Source organism: Sorangium sp. So ce124 (genome assembly GCF_051525235.1).
Lineage (GTDB): Bacteria > Myxococcota_A > Polyangia > Polyangiales > Polyangiaceae > Sorangium > Sorangium atrum.
Window position 1 is genome coordinate 12922743 of the sequence record NZ_CP150312.1, and the last position, 18538, is coordinate 12941280.

16 protein-coding genes are annotated in these 18538 nt (G+C 70.2%); 10 read left to right on the top strand and 6 right to left on the bottom strand.

Going from position 1 to position 18538, the window contains the following annotated elements:
• The first annotated feature begins 25 nt into the window (after nt 1–25).
• On the top strand, nt 26–1210 hold the full coding sequence (locus WMF19_RS48365; RefSeq protein ID WP_437896535.1) for a hypothetical protein: 1185 nt from the start codon (nt 26–28) through the stop codon (nt 1208–1210).
• Nucleotides 1211–1329: 119 nt separating this feature from the next.
• Here WMF19_RS48365 and WMF19_RS48370 read toward each other — a convergent pair whose 3' ends face one another.
• The 5 genes from WMF19_RS48370 to WMF19_RS48390 all read right to left on the bottom strand — a co-directional run bounded on the left by WMF19_RS48370 (nt 1330) and on the right by WMF19_RS48390 (nt 7394).
• Entirely contained in the window at nt 1330–2412 is a 1083-nt protein-coding gene (locus WMF19_RS48370) for a 5-methylcytosine restriction system specificity protein McrC (protein ID WP_437896536.1), read from the bottom strand.
• Nucleotides 2402–4411, bottom strand: a complete 2010-nt coding sequence (locus tag WMF19_RS48375) for an AAA family ATPase (protein WP_437896537.1) — start codon at nt 4409–4411, stop codon at nt 2402–2404. Before WMF19_RS48375 ends, WMF19_RS48370 begins: the two co-directional genes overlap by 11 nt.
• Before the next feature lie 362 nt (nt 4412–4773).
• A complete protein-coding gene (locus WMF19_RS48380; RefSeq protein WP_437896538.1) occupies nt 4774–5613 on the bottom strand; it encodes a hypothetical protein in 840 nt (279 codons plus the stop codon).
• 40 nt (nt 5614–5653) lie between these two features.
• Nucleotides 5654–6364, bottom strand: a complete 711-nt coding sequence (locus WMF19_RS48385) for a hypothetical protein (protein WP_437896539.1) — start codon at nt 6362–6364, stop codon at nt 5654–5656.
• A gap of 169 nt (nt 6365–6533) precedes the next feature.
• Nucleotides 6534–7394 carry a hypothetical protein gene (locus WMF19_RS48390; RefSeq protein ID WP_437896540.1) on the bottom strand — a complete coding sequence of 287 codons (861 nt, stop codon included), beginning with the start codon at nt 7392–7394 and terminating at the stop codon, nt 6534–6536.
• Between the two features lie 315 nt (nt 7395–7709).
• On the opposite strand from WMF19_RS48390, the gene WMF19_RS48395 reads away from it, so the two are divergent.
• The 8 genes from WMF19_RS48395 (at nt 7710) to WMF19_RS48430 (ending at nt 15077) form a co-directional block, all read left to right on the top strand.
• Nucleotides 7710–8252, top strand: a complete 543-nt coding sequence (locus WMF19_RS48395; RefSeq protein ID WP_044967211.1) for a hypothetical protein — start codon at nt 7710–7712, stop codon at nt 8250–8252.
• A gap of 11 nt (nt 8253–8263) precedes the next feature.
• Nucleotides 8264–8806 (top strand): hypothetical protein, encoded by a 543-nt coding sequence (locus WMF19_RS48400; protein WP_437896541.1) that lies wholly within the window; start codon nt 8264–8266, stop codon nt 8804–8806.
• Between the two features lie 188 nt (nt 8807–8994).
• A complete protein-coding gene (ffh, locus tag WMF19_RS48405; RefSeq protein WP_437896542.1) occupies nt 8995–10638 on the top strand; it encodes a signal recognition particle protein in 1644 nt (547 codons plus the stop codon).
• 265 nt (nt 10639–10903) lie between these two features.
• Nucleotides 10904–11695, top strand: a complete 792-nt coding sequence (locus WMF19_RS48410) for a carbohydrate-binding family 9-like protein (protein ID WP_437896543.1) — start codon at nt 10904–10906, stop codon at nt 11693–11695.
• Nucleotides 11696–11774: 79 nt separating this feature from the next.
• Entirely contained in the window at nt 11775–13091 is a 1317-nt protein-coding gene (locus WMF19_RS48415) for a DUF3696 domain-containing protein (protein ID WP_437896544.1), read from the top strand.
• Nucleotides 13084–13611 (top strand): hypothetical protein, encoded by a 528-nt coding sequence (locus tag WMF19_RS48420; RefSeq protein WP_437896545.1) that lies wholly within the window; start codon nt 13084–13086, stop codon nt 13609–13611. Before WMF19_RS48415 ends, WMF19_RS48420 begins: the two co-directional genes overlap by 8 nt.
• A gap of 10 nt (nt 13612–13621) precedes the next feature.
• Nucleotides 13622–13888, top strand: a complete 267-nt coding sequence (locus WMF19_RS48425; RefSeq protein ID WP_437896546.1) for a hypothetical protein — start codon at nt 13622–13624, stop codon at nt 13886–13888.
• Nucleotides 13889–14318: 430 nt separating this feature from the next.
• Nucleotides 14319–15077, top strand: coding sequence for a hypothetical protein (locus tag WMF19_RS48430; RefSeq protein WP_437896547.1), 759 nt, complete (start codon nt 14319–14321; stop codon nt 15075–15077).
• A 114-nt stretch (nt 15078–15191) separates the two neighbouring features.
• Here WMF19_RS48430 and WMF19_RS48435 read toward each other — a convergent pair whose 3' ends face one another.
• A complete protein-coding gene (locus WMF19_RS48435) occupies nt 15192–16127 on the bottom strand; it encodes a BON domain-containing protein (protein WP_437896548.1) in 936 nt (311 codons plus the stop codon).
• Nucleotides 16128–16479: 352 nt separating this feature from the next.
• Between WMF19_RS48435 and WMF19_RS48440 the strand changes: the two genes are divergently transcribed.
• Nucleotides 16480–18456 carry an ABC-F family ATP-binding cassette domain-containing protein gene (locus WMF19_RS48440; protein ID WP_437896549.1) on the top strand — a complete coding sequence of 659 codons (1977 nt, stop codon included), beginning with the start codon at nt 16480–16482 and terminating at the stop codon, nt 18454–18456.
• Nucleotides 18457–18538: the final 82 nt, after the last annotated feature.

Sequence of the window (18538 nt, forward strand, 5' to 3'; positions counted from 1 at the left end):
CAGCTCCCCGCACGGCCCGAGTCCAGTGCCAAACCTGGAAGGGCTCTTCCCGCGGCCTCATCCGTCGAGCGAGACGCTCTTCAAGCTGGGCGCTGCGGCGATGGTGCTTGGACCCCTCCTTGGCGTGCCTGCGATCCTACTCGGCCGGCTCGTGCTCCGGGAGATCGCCAGCTCGGAGGGGCGATACACGGGTGAGGCGAGGGCCAGGCTCGGCGTCGCCCTCGGGTGGGCCGGAACCCAGGTCTACACGCTGCTATTACTTTACGTGATTGGCGCCACCTTCGAGCCTGTGGCGCTCGTCGTGCTCGGGGCAGGGATCCTCGCTGGCCTGACGGTCGCGATCGGTGCCTCCCCCGTGGCTGCACCGCGGCCGTTCGCGGCTGCTGCGCTGGCGTCGCGTCGGGCGCCGTGGGTGGTCTACCCCGCGGTGGCCGGCCTGCTGAGCGTGGGCCTCGCGGGCTTCATCACGAAGCGCAGGGCCGACGAGCGCGTCCGCCGGGAGGCGCTTGCCTCCTGCGAGCAGGCACGCAGCAGCGCGAACGAGGCGCTCGAGGCCGCGAGCTTCGATCGGGCCCGGTCGCATCTCCAGGAGGCGCGGAGCACCTGCGTCGGGGTGGCATTGCTGGAGGTTTTGCGCACGGAGGCCGATGTCGACGGGAGAGAGCGCGAGACCATCCAGCGACGTGACGAGGAGGAAGCCGCCCGAAAGGCGCAACAGCGCGTCGAGGAGGAGCAGGAGCGGGCGGCGAAGGAGCAGAGAGCCGCTGCCCGCTTCAAGGATGTCGCTCCAGCGATCGCTCGGGACCTGCAGGTCGCCTCCGCCAGGGCAACGCTACGACGGTGGGAGGATGCTCAAGCTGCGTTGAGCCGCGTAGAGCTCGCGCTGGACGAGTTCCGGGGCACCGACGTGCAGCAGGCAGAGCCGTGTACAGCGCTCCTCGCGCGGGTCGCGCGATTACGGCCGGATGTCGACGCGGGTGTGGACGAGATCCGGCAGCGGCGGGAGGCGGAGGAGAGGCGGCGGCGGGAGCTCCAAGAGGCCCCGGAGGAGAGACGGCGGCTGATGAAAGCAGCGGCCGAGGAGAGGCGACAGGCGAGCCTCCGGGTGCAGTGCTGCGACGGCACGCTCTCGCCGAGCTGCCTCTGCGCCCGCTCCTCGTATCGTGGCTGCTGCTCACATCACGGAGGCGTCTGCGGCTGCGAGGAGTGATCGTCTTGGCACGCCCGGCCCGCAGGTCGCGAGGTGTGATGTACACGATGGCGCTGCGAAGCCGCACGCCATCGTTGGGTTCGACGAAGCGCCTCGCTGTGCACGCGGAGAGCGCGTTCTCACACAGCCACCATGCGCGTCGCGCCGCGTCGTAACGGCAAGGAGAGCAGGGCCGCACGGATGTCGGCCCAGCTCGCTGATAGGTCGAGCGTCCGGACGGAGACGCGGATGTCTCCCAGCGAAAGTGTCTCGGACAGGCCGCGTCCGACGCTCGCGTAGAGCAGGATGCTGTCTACATTGATCGATGCGGGCTCCCGCTCGCGGGTGTTCTTCACGTAGGCGAAGAGCTGGTACAGGTGATCCGATCTCAGCTTGAACCGTACGCTGCCTGCGAGCTCTCTGAGCGGCCGCCTCACGAACTTGGTCTCGACGATGGTGCACTGCCCGGGCCAGCGGACCGACACGTCGGTGATCATCCGCGGCAGGAGCTGGAGCGCCGTGCGCTCTCCCGAAGCGCTGGCCCAGCTTGGGTACTCGCGGGCGACGCTAGCGCCGTCCAGATGGTGCTGGAGGAAGCCGCGTACGAACGCCTCGAACAGGTGCGCCATCTGCTCGTCGTCACGGGTGAAGTCCCGGAGTCGAGATCCGTCCCCTTGCTCGTCCGGGAGAAAGTTTGCGAGCACGAGCTGGCATATGTCGAGCAGCATCCCGTAGAGGCGATACCCGCGGGGGACGCGGGCTCGCCGCAGCAGCTCGGCGCTGAGCTCGACATCCGCGACGTCCTCCATGCGCAAGTACGCGGCGCGCAGCGCGAGGGCGAGCTCGCGCTTGATGTTGCGGCACGTGCTGAGCAAGCGGGCTGCTGCCTTGACGACACGGTTCTCGATGACGTCGTACGACAGCTCGTCGAAGCGGCAGCCCACGCGCCCTCGCGACCGCAGCGCGCAGCTGACCGTGCGCGTGACGTCGACGGTACCACGCGGCCGCCGTACATCCTCCGCGCGTTCGAGGTACGCGCGGTACGGCCCACGCCGGAGCAGCGCACTGAGCCCGTCCGCGAGCAGCCGCGCGAGGAGATCTGCTGGCGTGTCCGCTTCGATCGCGCCGACCTCCGAGACGGCCGAGAGCTCCAGGAACCCGGACGCGTAGGCGAGCAGCGTGTACACGTTCCGGATCGGAATCTCGAAGGTGTCAGTGCTCATCGTCGTACATGAGCGCGAGCGCCTCTGCGGCGCGCTCGGGCGCGTCAAACCAGTACTCTTCGAGCAGCGGTCGGATCTCGGTTTCGACGATCTGCCCATACCAGTCCTCGGCAGGAGCGCGCCCCGCCGGCACCTGGCAGAAGTAGCTGTGGCCGATACAGAAGCCTTGGCCGAGCTGCCGATCTTCCCGGATCATGTCGTTGAGCAGCTTGATGCGCGCCCGGATCCGCCCGACGAGCGCCTCTGGCACCTGCATCCGCGAGAGCTCCGTGGCGAACGCGTCGGTCTCGAAACTCGGCGCGACCGAGACGAACGCGAAGCGGCGCCGGAGGGCGTAGTCCACCAGGGCGAGCGAGCGGTCCGCTGTGTTCATGGTGCCGATGATGTGCAAGTTCGGGGGGACGTAGAATCGCTCCTCGTCCTCGGTCGAGTACGAGAGCGTCGTCGCCCACTCCTGGCCACGTTTGTCGGCCTCGATGAGCATCATCAGGTCGCCCAGGATCTTGCTCAAGTTGCCGCGGTTGATTTCGTCGATGATGAGCACGTAGGAGTTGTCGAGATCCTGCAAAGCGCGGTTGCAGATCCGGAGGAATGGGCCATCGCGCCGCACGAAGCCTTCCTCGGTCGGGCAGTAGCCGCGGACGAAGTCCTCATAGGCGTACGACTGGTGGAACTGCACCATGTCGATGCGCTCGGGAGCCTTCTCACCGAGAAGCAGGTACGCGAGCCGCTTCGCCACGAACGTCTTCCCCACCCCGGGCGGTCCTTGCAGGATGAGATTCTTCTTGTTCCGCAGGAGCCCGAGCATCCGTTCGATCTGGATGCGCCCGAGGAAGAGGTCACGGCATGCCTCGTCGAGCGTGTACGATTTTGTCGGCTCCGGAGGCTCGGGACCGTTGCCGCCGCGAACCCCGAGCACGTCCTCGATTTGCGCCACGAGCTGCGGGTACTTGCCAATATCGGTCAGCGTCTTCAGTACCAGCGGTTTGTCGCGTACACGCCAGTCGCCGGACTTGAGCCACTTCACGGTGCGCACGTGCTTGTACTCGGAGCGCTTGGGGTCGAAGCGATAGTCCGATTCGATGATGCCGTAGCCGACGATGTGGTGGACGCCTCGCTTCGCGACGACGGCGTCACCGATCTGCATCTTGCGCGCGAACTCGTAGCAGGCCAGCGCGTCGTTCGTCGGGATCCTGCCGTCGTTTCGACCCTCGGCGAGCTTCTTCCGGATCGCGTCGAAGTCGGAGTACCGTTTCAGGTTGCCCAGGGAATCCCAACCGATCGCTGCGATGGATTCCTTCTTGAAGTCCTCCCAGAGGCGTGCGCCCTCTCCAGGCGCCAGCAGCCAGACGCGGCGCTCCACGCCGCCTTCTGTCGTGTCGGGCGCGGCGATCACGCTCTCCTCATGCGTGCCCTCACCCTCACCGCTCCCGACGCGCTTGCAGAGCTGCTCGAGTCGCCAGGCGTCGATGTCGAGTGCCTTTGCGAGCTCCAGGAAGACGCGGCGGAAACGCGTGTACTGGTCTACGATGCCCGCGTCCTCGCCGAGGAGGCCCGCCGCGATGAACGCGGAGCGCGCGGACTTGTAATAGATGGGCCACTCCTGAGGGGCCTGGATATGCCACCAGAAGGGCACGAAGAAGGGTACCCGCGACGTGTCGGCCCTGATCGCCGTCGTGACATTCGTGGTCTCCAGCGCCGCGAGGTAATCGAGGAACTCCCGGAGCTGCCGTGTGGCTGCAGCCTCGTCGGCAGGGACATGGAGCGCGGCCTTGAGCTTCGCCGCAAGCGTGGCGTGATCGGGCACATGCTTGACCAGCTTGTTCAGCACCATGCCACCGCCGAACCCGCCGAGCCCGAAGGTGCTCCATTCTGTGCGGCTTCGCCGATCGAATTCCGACCGGAAGCGTTCGAGATCGGTGCTACCTGCGAGGAAGCTGTCGAGCAGCTCCCGGATCTGCGGCACGACTTCTTCGCGCTGCTCCTCGAGAGCCTTCATGGCCTGGAGCCATGCGCCGTCGTGGTGCGCCTGTTGGAGATGCGCTTGCCAAGACGCAATCGCCTTCCTCGATATCTCGGTCATGCTCGTCTGCGCCGACGTGCTTTCATCGCGGGCAGCCTCCAGCCTGGGAGGCTAGGGCAAATTCGGCCAGCGCGGAAGAAACAGGATGAGTTGTCGGGTGGACGGTTGAGAGCCTTCGCACCTTGGAGCTACGAGCACAGGCTTAAAGCAGCTCTCAAGGACATACCCCCTCAAGTCCTGTATAGCCCCGTCAGCCTGCGCGGGGATCGTCGAGAAGACAGGCCGCTCGACGCCTTCAACTTCGCTCGCGTCGGCGTGGCGCCAGCGCGCAACGACCGCTACTCCGATGCCCCTCCGCCGGTCTCCTTGGCTGCCGTTGCAGGTTCGGGCGCCTTCGCGGCGGCCTCCGGTTCCGCGGCCCCTGGCGCCTTTGCGGCGTCGGGGGCCGCGACCTCCAGCGCCTTCGCCGCAGCCTCCGGCGCCGCGGTCTCCGGTGTCTTTGCCGTGGGCTCCGGTGTCTGCGCCGCAGCCTCCGACGCCTTGGCGGCTGACTCGAGCTCCGCGGCCTCTGGCGCCTTTGCGGCGTCGGACGCCGAGGGCTCCGGCGCCTTTGCAGCAGCCTTCGGCGCCTTTGCGGCCTTGGGCGCCGCGCCCTCCGCCGCCTCCGGCGCCGCGCCCTCCGCCGCCTTCGCCGGGGCCGCCTTCGCCTTCTTCTCCTTTGCGGCCTTCGCCTCGAGCGCGCCCGCCGCGATCGGCTCGCGCTTGCCGTGGCCGACCGCGCGCGGATCGCCGTACGGGAACGCCGCGCTGCCGCTCGCGTCGATCGGCTTGCGCGGGGCCTCCGGATCCGTCGCCGGGCTCGGCGGCGGCGCGATCGGCCGCGGCGCGCGCAGCCTGTTGCCAGGGCCGGCCTGGGTCCACACCTGCACGTCGCCGAGCACGCGCGTCCTGTTCGCCATCCGCCGCTGGCCGCGCGCGCCGAGCAGCTTCTCCAGGAACGTCGGGGGCGACGTCGCGCCGGGCTCCCCCTTCACCCAGCACGTGTAATCGCCGATGCCGGTGCCCCGGAACGCCTCGCGGCAGACCGCTATCCCGAGCTCGGCCGCGATGTCGCTGAGGAGACGACCCGGCGAGGTCTCGACCGTCCTGTGCTCGTTGACGAAGGTGACCTTGGGCATCGGTGGACGGGGAGCGTCCTGCTCCCCTGCCGCGAGCGCGTCAAGAAGCGCGGCGCGCGTCCCTCGCGTCCCGCACGCGGTGGAGCACCCGCGCGATGCCGACCAGGTTCCAGCCTGCGAACCCCACGAACAGCGCGACGAGCGCGACCGCCCAGCGCGACGCGCGCGGCGAGCTGCCGTCGATGAGCATCCAGGCGTCGTCCGTCACGGCCGTCCCCGCCTGCTCCTCCACCTCGGCGGCCAGCCGCGCGTGCCGGATGCCCGCGCTCTTGAACGGCACGAGCCGCCCCGCGAACGTGCTCGGCGGGACGAAGCGCGGGCCCTCGAACCCCTCCGGCACCCGGATCTCCACCCACAGCCCCGGGTTGCCCGCCACCGGCGCCAGCCGGAACGAGTCGCCCTCCGCGGCGCGCCCGTACCGGATCGCGCCGCGCGTCCCGAGCAGGCCGACGGCCCGCACGTAGCGGTTCGCGAGGTCCGCCTGCGGCCGCAGCGACGCGAGCTCTCCCACGTCCGTCGGCTGTCCCGGCGACAGCGCGTAACGCGCCTCCCCGAGGAGCGCGACGGCCATCCACAGCGCGGCGACCGCGGTCGCCGCCATCAGCGCCACCGTGACCGTGCGCTCCTGTTTCGGGGGCGACGGCAGCGCGAGCAGCTCCGGATCGGGCCCCGCCACGTCGAGGCCATCGCCGCCCGGGCCGCGCGGGCCGGACGTCATGGATTCCAGGGTCGAGGTCGGGTCGGTGGGCACGCTTCGTCGAGTATATAGCCGGAGCGCCGGCCGCGGTGCACCGCCGTCTCGCCGGTCCTCGGACGAGGGGAGGAGCGGGCTCGGGCGTGGCGGCCCTGGGCGCGCAGGACGTCGGGCGCGGCGCGCGAGACATGCGCGAACGACACGCTCCCGGGGTGCGTACGCGGGCTCAGCACCAGCACACCGGGTTGCCCGTGGCCACCGAGGCCTCGAAGACCCGCCGCAGGGAGCCGAGGATCTGTTCGAAATCGGCGATGCCCAGCGCGCGCTGCTTCACGTGGAAGGAGCGCGGATACGCGGAGCGGACGCGCCCTCTATCGTCCTGCATTCGACCGTCGGGCCAAGGAATGCACCCGCCGGGAACGGCGATCCTGGACTCGAATTCGCGTCCCGTGTCGAGGTTCCGGAGCAGCACGCGGCCGTCCTCGTGGGCCTCGGTGCGCTCGGGCTCCAGCAGGATCTGCGCGACGCGCAGGGCGCGGAACAGCTCGCAGGGCGGCGCTTCGCGGCTCTGCACGAAGAAGCCGTTCACGTCGAAGCCGAGGTCGATCTGCTCCGAGCCGCTCATGATGAAGATGCCGTCGTACTGCGGAATGAAGTCATAGAGCTCATCGCCGGTCTCGGAATCGACAAGGAAGGCCGAGCGGACGGAGGCGACGAGCTCGGCGAACCGCGCGAGCTCTCCCAGCGCCTGCGCGCTGGCTTCGGCCAGCATCATGCCGCCGTTCGCCGCCGGCAGCTCGGCCTGCAGCGTCGGGAAATGTTGCCAGCCGATCCGATCGAGCGCCGCCTGGAACGCCCTGAGACCTGCCCAGTTCGAGATCCACTCGGAGGCGAGGCACATGCGTGGGTGCGGGCAGCAGTCCTCCATCCATGCATAGAACGCGTCGTGCGCGTCCCGGCGCTCCTCGGGGAGCGTCAGGCAAAGCTGCCCATCTTCATCGAACCCTACGTGCTCCGCGTGCGGGGGCGGCGTCCGCGTCGTCCCGTCGAGCCAGCATCTGCACGTCACGGTCGCGTCCAGGCCCATTCGTGCGCCTCTCGTGTGGCTCGCACCAGCCGGCGGGAGCCCCGCCGCGCGAGCGTCCGTCGGCGGGGCTCCGAGTCTAGCCCGTGCCTTCGCCCATCAGGAACCGCGCGGCGCGATCGCCGAGCCGGCGCCCGGACACGCGCCGGGGGCGGCACCCTCCCATGGCCGGCAGGGTCACGAGGCGCCGCACGCATCGTCAAGCGGACCACCGCCCTCTCGGGCTGCCCTCGAGCTCGCCGCACGCTCGCCCGGCCGCGGCGCAGGGGCCGCGCCGCGCGCTTGCCCGCAAGCGGCGCCTTGCCTAGCCTAGCCGCGATGCCCTCGAAGAACGACAGCTCCATCGTGTGCCCGTCATGCGGCGCGAACAACGCCTCCGTGACGGCGAGCGGGCGCTGCATCGCGTGCGGCGCCAGGATGGGCTCGCTCGCGCCCTTCCGCGACTCCGAGCTCGACCGCCACCGCCGCTACCAGCAGGAGGGCTTCTCGATCCTCTGGTGCCTCATCGCCCTCGTCCTGCAGAGCGTGCTCACCGCGGCCCTCGTCGGCGGCCTCCCCATGATCGTGCAGCAGCTCGACTTCGAGGGGTCGAACGGGATGATCGTCGCCATCCCCGTCTGGTTCATCGGCGGCGTCCTCCTCGGCATGATCTCGCCCGGCAAGACGTTCCTCGAGCCGGTCGTCGCGTCGTTCCTCGTCGCGATCCCGACCGTGTTCTACCTCCTGCACAGCCAGACCGTCCGGACGATGCCGCTGTTCATGTACGTGATCATGGCGCTCATCGGCGTGCTCTTCACGCTGATCGGCTCTTACCTCGGCGAGCGCATCCAGATGGGCCCGCCCGCGAAGCCGGCCGACTGAGGGCGCCCAGCGTGACGACGAGGCCCGGCGCGACGGGCAGCGCAGGGGCGGCAGGCGCAGCAGGGGCAGCGAAGGCGGCAGGGGCGGCAGGCGCAGCAGGGACGGCCGTCCGGCGGATCGCTCCAGCGAAGCGGATCGCCGTGGCGCTCGCCGCCGTCGCCATGGCCCAGGCGGCGCCCGGGTGCGGCCGGTCGGCCGAGCAGCAGGAGGCGGACGCGCTCCTGCATGCGATCGACGTCCTCCGCGATGCGCCGAGCGAGCCTCGCGAAGCGCGCGAGGCGCTGCTGGCGGAGCTCGAGCGCCAGCCCGCATCGACGCCGCCCGCCGCGAGCGCCAAGGACACGTGCGCGCGGGCCTACCGCCTGCTGCTCGACGCGACGGCCGCCGAGGCGCGCGTCCGCGCCCTGCTCGAGGCACCCGACGGGGCCGCCGGGCCCGGCGCGCTGGCGGATCTCGCCGCGGCGGACGCCAAGGTCAAGGAGAGCGCCGAGGTCATGCCGAGGTGCGCCGAGGCGCTCGCGATCCTCCGCCGCTCGGGCCGGCGCGGGATGTGACGGCCCGCGTCGACGGCGCCCGCGTCGGCCGAGGCCGCGTCGGCCGCGTCCGCGTCGGCCGAGGCGCCCGCGCCGCGCGCGCCCCCGGGGAGGGGCGCCGGCCGCGCCCGCGCCGCGCCGCGTGCGGCGTTTTGAAGAGGGCAAGGGCATCCGCGCTCGCGGTCCCCTGTGCTAAGACCCGCCCTGCCATGTTCGACACGCTGACACGGGGCTTTCGTCAGGCCAGAAACCGCCTCGCCGGGCTCACGGAGCTCACCGCGAGCAACATCGACGTCGCGCTCCGCGAGGTAAGGCTCAGCCTGCTCGAGGCGGACGTCGAGATCGGGGTGGTCAAGGCGTTCCTTGCCCGGGTCAAGGAGGCCGCGGTCGGCCGCACCCTGGAGACGCGCGTGAAGCACGCCGGCGAGGTCCACCAGGTCTCGGCGAGCGACCACTTCATCAAGATCTGCCACGACGAGCTCGAGGCGATGATGACCCACGAGGGCGACGAGATCGCCTGGGCCGACGGCGGGCCCACGGGCATCATGATGGTCGGCCTCCAGGGCTCCGGGAAGACGACGAGCTGCGCGAAGCTCTCGCGCTACCTCGAGAAGCAGGGGAAGAAGCCGCTGCTCGTCGCGGCCGACATGCAGCGCCCCGCGGCCGTCGAGCAGCTCAAGGTCCTCGGCGAGTCGCTCAAGATCCCCGTGTTCAACATCCCGGGCGAGTCGCCGGTCGCCATCTGCGCCGCCGCCCGCGGCGAGGCGAAGCGGCTCGGCCGTGACGTCATCATCTACGACACCGCCGGCCGCCTCGCGATCGACGAGCCGCTCATGCAGGAGCTCGCGCAGATCAAGGACGCGACCAAGCCCGAGAACATCTTCCTCGTTGTCGACGCGATGATCGGCCAGGACGCCGTGAAGACGGCGCGCGGCTTCAACGAGCGGCTGTCGATCGGCGGCGTCGTGCTGACGAAGCTCGACGGCGACGCCCGCGGCGGCGCGGCGCTCAGCATCAAGGAGGTGACGGGCGCGCCCGTGCTCTTCACCGGCATCGGCGAGACGACGGACAAGTTCGAGCCGTTCCGCGCCGACGGCATGGCGAGCCGCATCCTCGGCATGGGCGACGTCGTCGGCCTCATGCAGGACTTCGAGGAGGTCGTCGACCAGAAGAAGGCCGAGAAGGACGCCGCGCGGATGCTCCAGGGCGACTTCACGCTCGAGGACTTCCTCGATCAGGTGCGGATGATCCAGAAGATGGGATCGCTGAAGGATCTCGTCGACAAGCTGCCCCTCGGCGGCATGTTCCCGGGCGGCCTGCCCCAGGACGTGAACCTCGACGACCGGGAGCTCGTCCGCATCGAGGCGATCATCCAGTCGATGACCCGCTTCGAGAAGAGCGACCCGTACGCGCTGGTCCGCGAGCCGAAGCGGGTCGAGCGCATCGCGAAGGGCTCGGGCTCGAAGCCCGAGGCCGTGAGCGAGCTCGTCCAGAAGTTCCTGTTCATGCGCCAGATGATGAGCGGCCTCGGCCAGAACATGGGCCTCATGGGCAAGATCCCGGGCATGAAGCAGATGGCCATGGCCAAGAACATGCGGGAGATGCAGAAGCAGATGATGGCCGGCGGCGGCCTGCCCGGGATGGGGGGGATGCCGGGCATGGGCTTTCCGGGGATGGGCTTCCCGGGCATGGGGATGCCCGGGCTGGGGATGCCGGGCATGGGCGGCTTCCCGGGCGCCGGCGCCGGGGGCCCGAACATGACGAAGATGAAGACGCTCAGCGCCTCCGAGCGCAACGCGAAGAAGGCGCAGCGCAAGCGCGAGCGCGACGCCCGCAAGAAGGGGCGGAAGTAGCGGCGGCCGCGTGCGCGGGCCCTGCGGCCGGCGGCGCGTTGCTGACGGTGCGCACGGCCCGCACGGCGCGGACGGCGCGCACGCTCGCGCGCGGGCGCTCGCGCTTGTCGCCGTGGCCTTCGCCGCCGCGTGCTCCCGGGGCGGCGGGGGCGAGCAGGAGGCGGCGCCGTCCGGGGCGACGGGTCGCTCGCCAGCGCCGGCGAGCAGCGGCGCGGGCGCCGGGCAGAGTCAGAGACGACCGCCTGCTGTCGTGAAAGAGCTCTCCGTGCGCAAGCTCGCGCCCGGCGCGGCGGTCGTCATCGACGGCCGCCTCGACGAGCCGGCGTGGCAGGCCGCGGCGATGACAGGCCCGTTCGTCAACGTGGGCACGGGCCGCGAGGATCGGTCGCTGCCGACGCAGGGCGAAGCGCGGCTGCTTTGGGACGACGGGTTCCTCTACGTCGGATTCGACGTCAGCGACAGGACGCTCACCGGCGGGTTCCCCCAGGGCGCGCGGGATCCGCACCTCTGGGAGCGGGATACCGTCGAGGTGATGATCGATCCGGACGGAGACGGAGATAATAAAGACTATTACGAAATCCAGATAAACCCTCAGAACCTCGTCTTCGACTCGCAGTTCGACGACTACAACGCTCCAAGGGGCGGCCCGAGCGGGCCTTTCGGTCATGAGGAGTGGAGCGCGGGGCTCGCGAGCGCGGTCGCGCTGGGAGGGACGCTCGACGACGACTCGGACGAGGACCGGGGGTATGTCGTCGAGGCGAAGATCCCGTGGAGCTCGTTCGCGAAGGCGAAGGCCGCGCCGCCGGCGCCGGGGGACGCGTGGCGGATGAACTTCTACGCCATGCAGAACAACGGTGGGGCGGCGTGGTCGCCCATCCTGGGGGAGGGGAACTTCCACAGGGCGCGGCGGTTCGGTAGGGTCAGGTTCGTCGCGGCCGAAGGTGAGACGGGCGGCGCGGGGGCGCCCGCGCGCGACGCGGGCCCGGCGTCCGCGACGGCGCCCTCCGCGTCGGCCGGTCCCAAGCCGGGCTACCGGGTTGATCCGCTGGACCGCTGAGCTGCGCGTCCGGCGTCTCGAGCAACAGAACAGCGAACCCCGTTGCGGCGCGAGCCCTCCGTGGAAAGGGAAACAGAGGATGTTCACGAAGCTCGGACTCCGGGATTTCAAGTCCTGGCGTGGCGCACATGCGTTCGACCTCAGGCCGCTCACGCTGGTGCTCGGCGTCAACTCGGCCGGCAAGACGAGCCTGCTGCAGCCGCTCTTGCTCCTGAAACAAACCATCGAGTCGCCCGACCGGCTCCTGGCGCTCAACCTGGGTGGGCAGCCCGGTGAGATGCTGGACCTCGGCAGGCTCTCCGACGTCGTCTCCGGGGGCGACGTGCGCGCCGGGCTCGGCTTCCGCCTGACGTTCGGCCCCGTGAGCATCGGGAAGGGGGCCGCGCCGCGCACGCTTGATTCCGTGGACTACGAGGTGGAGGTTGGCGCCGGCGAGGATGAGAATCCCTATGTGGAGCGGCTCTCGTACGCCACCGCCGAGGGCGCCTACGCCGTCGCGCGCCAGCGAGACGGCGCGTACGCGCTCTCCGCGCCGGGCGGCCCCTTGCCCGACGACCGGCGAGCTCGGCGGACCTACGAGCCCGAGCGCTCCGTCGGCTTCTCGGCCGATGCGGTCGCCGCCCTCGGCGCCGCGGGGGCGGACGCGCAGGATCTCGCGCTCGCGCTGACGCGGGAGCTCCGGCGGCTCGCCTACCTCGGGCCCCACCGGAGCGTGCCCACGCGCCACTACGCCTGGACGGGGCGCTCGATAGGACAGCTCGGATCGAGCGGCGAGCACGCGATCCCGGCGCTGATCGCGAGCCTCGTCGGCCGCCACGCCGACGGGTCCGAGCGGGGCCGCCTCGTCGAGCAGGTCTCCGCGGGGCTCGCGCGGCTCGGGGTCGCGGACAGGATGGAGATCGAGCGCCAGGCGACGACGTTCTTCCAGGTCATGATCACCTTCCAGGGCCACCGGACCAACCTGCTCGACGTCGGCTTCGGGGTCTCCCAGGTCCTGCCCGTGGTCACGGCGGCGTACTTCGCGCCCGAGGGCTCGACGGTGATCATGTCGGAGCCCGAGCTCCACCTGCACCCGCTGGCGCAATCCGCGCTCGGCGATCTGCTCGTCGAGGCCGTGCGAGAGCGCGGGGTGCAGCTCCTCGTGGAGACGCACTCGGAGCACCTCTTCCGGCGGATCCAGACGCTGATGGCCGAGGAGCGCATCACGCCGGACGAGTGCGCCATGTACTTTGCCCGGTGCAACGGAGGGGATTCGGTGCTCGAGCCGCTCGAGGTGAACGAGTACGGGCGGGTCGCGAACTGGCCCGACAAGTTCTTCGGTGACACGGTGGGCGAGGTCGAGCGACAGATGGAGCGGATGCTCGACCGCATGGAGAAGGACGAGCAACGTGGCTGATCACGTCGTCGACACCAACGTGCTCATCGTCGCGAGCGCCGCCGATCCTGCCTCGCCGTTCAAGGACACCCACGTCCCGACGAGCGAGCGGAGGATCGTCTTCGCGTGGCTCAAGGATTTTCGCGCCGATGACGGGCGCCGTCTGATCATCGACAGGGCCCGCGGCATCCTGCGCGAGTACAGGAAGAAGCTGACGGCCCAGGACTACGGCATCGTCGTGGCGATGGAGAAGCTCCGGACGGCGGCGTTCGTCTCCGTGCAGTACGACGGCGAGTACGCCGTCGTGCCCGAGGCGCTCGCTCGCTTCGACAACTCCGACAAGAAGCTCGTGGCGGCGCACCTCGCGCACCGAGCGGACGGTGGTCAGAGCACCATCGTGAACGCGTGCGACACCGACTGGCACGAGCACGAAGAGGCGCTCTCCGCAGAAGGGGTGATCGTGGAGCAGCTCCTCCCGGCGTGGTGCCAGAGAGAGTTCTGGCGCAAGAACCCCGAGAAGATGCCTCCCCGCGCTCGATGATGCGCTTGCGGTGGCGCCGGCGCACCGTGACCTCGTTGTTCTCCGCCCGGACAGTGACGCCGCTCCCCATGGGGTCGCGCTGCGTCGTGGGGCGATGCGTCGTGGGCTCGTACGAGGCAGCGCGAGGTGGGCGCGCTTCCTGAAAGCGAAACGCCACATCAACAGCATGAGTGAGGTCCGCGGCTTCCTGAAAGCGAAACGCTACATCAACAGCATGAGTGAGGTCCGCGGCTTCCTGAAAGCGAAACGCTATATCGATAACGTGTCCGTGCAATGAAGGGGCCGCCTTCTCCACAGCTGCGGGGCGGTCCTCCTCAACGAGGCACGCTACCGGCGTTGGTTGATCCAGAAGGCCTCCTCCGATCCGCTCTCATGAGAAAGCGAGGCCGTGTCCAGAATTCATCGGTGCATCGAGTTGGCTGCCTTCCATCCATCGATCTCAGCGCGCCTCTCGTCCGCGTGTCCGGAGATGCAGTGCGCTCGATCGTCCTCGCGTGATGCTGCACATTTCGCGCGGCGGGGTGCGTCGCCGTGCAATGACACGACGCCCGCCGGCGGTAGCCTCCATGCGAGAGCGCGATCGATCTATTGCGTCGACGCGAAAGATCATCGAGAGTCGTGACATTCAATTGCATGCCTCGGATCGTGACCCATCCCGACATACCGGGATCGATCGTCCGCGGGCAGGTTGGATGGAGGTTCATGCGATGACACGGTTCTTTACTCTCGTTGGTGCGATCCTTTTGGCTGCCTGCGGCGGTGCGGGGGAGGGCACCGGCGCGGAGAGCGGGACGGGTTCGGCGGGCGGAGACGATACGAGCTCGAGCGGCGAGGGGCCGACCACGTCGGGCACCACGACGAACACGACGGGCACGGGGATCGAGGACCCGACGAGCGGGTCGGGCAGCAGCACGAGCGGTTCAGGCGACGCGACCGGCTCGGGCGGCTCCGGTGGCTCCGGTGGCTCGGGCGTCGCGAGCGGCTCCGGCGGCACGGGGGGCACGGGCGGCGATGATCCGTTCGCGCACGCTCCTGTGTGCAGCAGCGACGAGCACTGGACGATGGGCGATCACGAATCGCCGCTCATGCACCCAGGCATGGCGTGCCGGACCTGTCATTCGACGAAGGAGCCGCGGGTCGCGATGCGTCTGCCGATCGTCGGCACCGTCTACCCGACCGGGCACGAGCCCGACGACTGCCTCGGCGTCGACGGGGAGGCCGAGGACGTGGTCGTCGAGATCACGACCGCCGACGCTCGGGTGATCCAGCTGCCGGTCAACGCGTCAGGCAACTTCCTCTTCGACACCGTCCGAGATCGAACGCCCGTCAAGTTCCCGATCACCGCACGGGTGGTGAAGGGCGACAAGGAGCGCAAGATGCTTACCGCGCAGATGAGCGGCGATTGCAACAGCTGCCACTCCCAGAACGGCGCCGAGGGGGCGCCCGGACGGATCGTCGCGCCCTGACGCTTGCGCTGACGCCCGCCCGGCGAAGCTCATCGGACGCCCATGCGATGTTCGTGAGCGGCCCGGTGCAGTGCTCCGGGCCGCCCAACGTGGTCCGGGTGTCGCCGAGCAGGTTCAGATCCGGACCCGGGCCGCGTGGCTCTCCGTCGGGCGAGCAGCGCCCTGCCGCGTGCCCGCCAGGGCGGCATCGCCCATCGTGCCCGCCGTGGCGGTCGAGCGGGTCGTCGACTCCATCGCTCGCTGGACCCGGATCCTGTTGTGCACGTCCTCGACGCCCCGCGTGCCCTCGGCGACGAGCTCGATGATGCGCTTGTGGTGACGCTGGGGCACCGTGCCCTCGAGGATGACCTCGTTGTTCTCCACCTGGACCGTGACGTCGCTCACGTCGATGTCGTGGCGCCCCGAGAGCACCTCGCAGATGTCCTCCTGGATGCGCGCGTCGGAGCGTTTGTACCCCTTCGGTCCGCGGCCGAGCGCTCTGCGCACGCGGTCTCCGATCTCGCCGAGCGCGTGGCCGACGCCCTCCAGCGCCGAGTGGCCGGATTCGCGGTGATCGTGGCTCTCGCCGCCGTACGCGCCGCCGCCCAAGGCCGCATCGGGACCGTAGTCAGGGTTCACGACGCGGGTCATGCCGAGGTAATAGGCGCCGCCGAGATTGAAGTTGTATGCGCTGCCCACCGCGGGAAGGGGATTGCCGCCGAAGCTGCGGCTGTCATCGCGGCCGCCGACGTAATCGCCACCGCGGTCGTCGTGGGGCCAGCCGCGCTCCTCGTCACCGGGACGATTGTCGCCGTTGGCGAAGCGACCGTCGCCGAGAGCGCGGCCCATGGGGTCGCGGTGCGTGGTGGGCCCAACCGTACGAGCGTGCTCGCGGCCCCAATCGCGGCCGTCGCGCAGCGCGGCCCCGTCATCGTGGATCGGGCCCGCGCTGCGGCGCTCGTCGCGAGGATAGCCGCGCTCGGTGAAATGGCCCCGGTCGTCTCCGTAGCGCCGATCCCAACCGTGCTCATTGGGGCCGTAGCCTGTGTCCCTGTCGAATCGACCTCGCATCCTGCGCCTCCTTTCTTCCTAGCGAGCACTGCGCCTTCAACACGTCTCCGCCGCGCGATGGATCGCGCCAGCCTGGTAGCGTGGATCGCGAAGATGGGTCGTGTCGGCGCCCTCTGCCACCGGGGAGAACCCTTCGTCTCGCGCCCGGGCGATCCCGAAAATGACGATTCATCGGATCAGCACAGAAGAGCTTGCCTTGAGCGCCTTTCCGCCGCTCGTCGCAGAACACGGCACACTCGCCCTCCCCGATCAGGGCTGGGGCGGCGCCGCGCCCCCTGGGGGCCGGAACCATCCGTCACGGGCGCAGCAAAGCCGGCCCATGCCCCCCTGGCTGCGCTAAGCTCCGCGCCCTGTGCCCGTCCTCACCGCTCACGATCTCCACAAATCCTTCGGTCCCCAGACGATCCTCGACGGCGTCTCGGTCAACATCCGCACGGGCGAGCGCGTGGGCCTGGTCGGCGTCAACGGCTCCGGCAAGAGCACGCTCGCCCGCATCCTCGCCGGGGTCGAGCAGGCCGACAGCGGCACCATCGCGCGCCGCCGCGGCGCCGAGATCGGCGTGCTCTCCCAGGACCCGGTCTTCGAGCCGACCGACACCGCGCGCGACGTGGTGCTCGCCGGGCTCTCCGCCTGGCACGCCGCCAAGGCCCGCCACGACGAGGTGAGCCGGGCGCTCGCGGCCGGCTCGGGGGACGCCGAGGCGCTCCTCGCCGAGCAGGCCGAGGCCGGGGCCGACGTCGAGCGGCTCGGCGGGTGGGACATGATGCACCAGGTCGACGCCATCATCGGCCACGTCGGTGTCACCCGGCCCGACGCGCCCATGAGCGTGCTCAGCGGCGGCGACCGCAGGCGCGTCGCGCTCGCCCGCCTCCTCGTGTCGCGGCCCGCCCTCGCCGTGCTCGACGAGCCCAGCAACCACCTCGACGTCGAGACCGTCGAGTGGCTCGAGCGCTACCTCGTCGAGGAGCACCCCGGCGCGCTCCTCCTCATCACCCACGACCGCTACCTGCTCGACCGCGTCGCGGAGCGCACCCTCGAGATCGACAAGGGCAAGGTCTACAGCTACGACGGCGGCTACGAGGAGTACCTCGAGCAGAAGTCCGAGCGCCTCGCGCTCGAGGCGCGCACCGAGTCGAACCGGCAGAACTTCCTGCGCACCGAGCTCGAGTGGCTCAGGCGGCAGCCGAAGGCGCGCACCGGCAAGCAGAAGGCCCGCATCCAGCGCGCCGAGACGACCAAGAGCGCGCCGCCGCCCAAGGCCGAGCGGACCGCGCAGCTCTCGGTGGAGTCGGTGCGCACCGGCAAGACCATCCTCGAGCTGAAGAAGCTCGGCCTCTCGCTCGACGGCAAATGGCTCGTGCGCGGCCTCGACTTCACCCTGACCAAGGGCGAGCGCGTCGGCATCGTCGGCCGCAACGGCACGGGCAAGACCACGATGCTCCGCGCGATCCTCGGCCAGCTCGGCGCCGAAGGCGACGGCGCCGCCGCCGAGGGGCCCCGCATGGAAGGCGAGGTCGTGCTCGGAAAGAACTCGAGCGTCGCCTACTTCGACCAGCACAGGAGCGGGCTCGACCTCGACAAATCGATCTTCGAGAACATCGCGGGCTCGCACACGCGCGTCGAGGTGGGCGGCCGATCCATGGACGTGCGCAGCTACCTGGAGCGGTTCCTGTTCGATCCGAACAAGGCGCGGCAGCCAGTGGGCTCGCTCTCCGGCGGCGAGCGGGCGCGGGTCGCCCTGGCGAAGATGCTCACCCAGAGCGTGAACGTGATCATCCTCGACGAGCCCACGAACGATCTCGACGTGATGACCCTCGCCGCGCTCGAGGAGATGCTCATCGAGCTCGACGGCTCGGCGCTCGTCGTGACCCACGATCGCTGGTTCCTGAACCGGGTGGCGACCTCGATCCTCGCGTTCGAGGGCGACGGCCGGGTCGTGCGGTACGCGGGCAACTACGACGCCTACCGCGAGCAGCGCGCGAACGCGGCGCTCGAGACCGAGGCCGAGGCCCGGGCCGCGAAGGCCCAGGCGGCGGAGGCCCGGCCGGCGGCGGCGCCGGCGAAGGCCGCCGCGAAGGCAGGCGGCGCGCCGAAGCTCACGTACGCCGAGCGCTCCGAGCTCGACGGCATCGTCGGGAAGATCGACGCGGCCGAGCAGAAGGTCGCCGAGCTCGAGGCGAAGCTCGCCGACCCGACGCTCTACGCGAGCCGCGGCGCGGACGTGGCGGCGCTGCTCTCGGAGCTCGAGCGCGCCAAGCAGGAGGCGGCGCGCCTGGTCAGCCGCTGGGAGGAGCTCGAGACGAAGCGCGAGGCCGCCGGCAAGGCGTGACAGGGCGCGACCGAGCGCGAGGAGAGCGGCCAGGCGTGACAGGGCGCGACCGAGCGCGAGGCCGCTGGCCAGCGGTGCAGGG